This window comes from Helicobacter bilis ATCC 51630, from assembly GCF_000686565.1.
GTDB lineage: Bacteria > Campylobacterota > Campylobacteria > Campylobacterales > Helicobacteraceae > Helicobacter_A > Helicobacter_A bilis.
In genome coordinates, this window is record NZ_JMKW01000129.1 from 1 (window position 1) to 1,054 (window position 1,054).

General features: G+C 31.1%; 1 protein-coding gene and 2 pseudogenes. All 3 read left to right on the forward strand.

Going from position 1 to position 1,054, the window contains the following annotated elements:
• A pseudogene (locus tag T368_RS16050) lies at positions 1 to 240 on the forward strand (alpha/beta fold hydrolase); the annotation flags it as partial.
• Positions 221 to 667 (forward strand): hypothetical protein, encoded by a 447-nt coding sequence (locus tag T368_RS0111640; protein ID WP_004083801.1) that lies wholly within the window; start codon positions 221 to 223, stop codon positions 665 to 667. The pseudogene T368_RS16050 and the gene T368_RS0111640, both read left to right, overlap by 20 nt.
• Positions 660 to 1,054 (forward strand): annotated as a pseudogene (locus T368_RS0111645) (lipase family protein); the annotation flags it as partial. The gene T368_RS0111640 and the pseudogene T368_RS0111645, both read left to right, overlap by 8 nt.

The window sequence follows — 1,054 nt, forward strand, 5'->3', positions numbered from 1 at the left end:
TTAGGTGGCGACTTCTCCCCCACTCAATCTAAAAGATTCTTTGAAAAGTATGATTTACTCAAACACTGCCCCAACACCCATTCAGGATTTTCCGCCACACTCTTTAAAGATACAAAAGCGGATTCTAAAGATTCAGAATATATTCTAGCTATCAGAGGCACAGAATTTAAACTAGAGCAAATCCAAGATTTACTCAATGATTATTACATAGGCACAAATAATGACAGAAAAGCAGCCTAGAGCAAAAATAAAAAAGATTCTAATCTTTTTATCACTAATTCTTTTGATTATATTATTTTGTACTCCATTTGTATATCCTAGCTATTATGAATTTAGAAAATTATGTGAGTTAAATAACTTTCCAAAAAGTCAAGAAAAATACAATAGAATACTAGGCTATTTTGATAAAAAATTAGACAATAGTCTAGGAGAAGATGGTTATGCAAAAATAGGATATTCAAATAGAATAGATTTGGGAGTATATATTTATTATAAAAATCCAAGTAATAAAGCATTAATTTTTGAAAATATTGATAAAATATATTTTAGACCAATATGGAAGTCCTACGCTCCAGAGCTATATGGCAATGAGGGCAATATGGATTTTAGAATAAGATTTGATGGCGAGATTGAGTGCAAAAAATTTGTAGGGGAGTTAGATGGATAACAAGCAACAGGTAGATAAATTAAGAGATAATGCAGAATTAGCGTGGGCTAGTTATGGATATTTTCATTGCGTTGGTAATAAATTTGACATAAAAGATGAAAATAAGATTGTTTCATTGGAAAATGTTTTAGATATTACTTATAAAAATTCCAAAATTATTGATGAAAAAGGATTTAAACTAGGCGCACTCGATGGCGACTTCACTCCCACTCAAGCAAAAAACTTCTTTGAACGCTACGAATTGCTAGAGCATTGCCCCAATACAGATTCAGGATTTAGTGCAACTCTATTTAAAGACTTAGGAGAATTTGATAAAAAAGCCAATACAAGAAAAGCAGACTCTAAAGATTTAGAATACACCCTAGCCATCAGAGGAACAGAATTTAA

Coding starts and splice junctions, on each gene's coding strand:
- T368_RS0111640 (WP_004083801.1), top strand. CDS start 221: ATGACAGAAAAGCAGCCTAGAGCAAAAATAAAAAAGATTCTAATCTTT.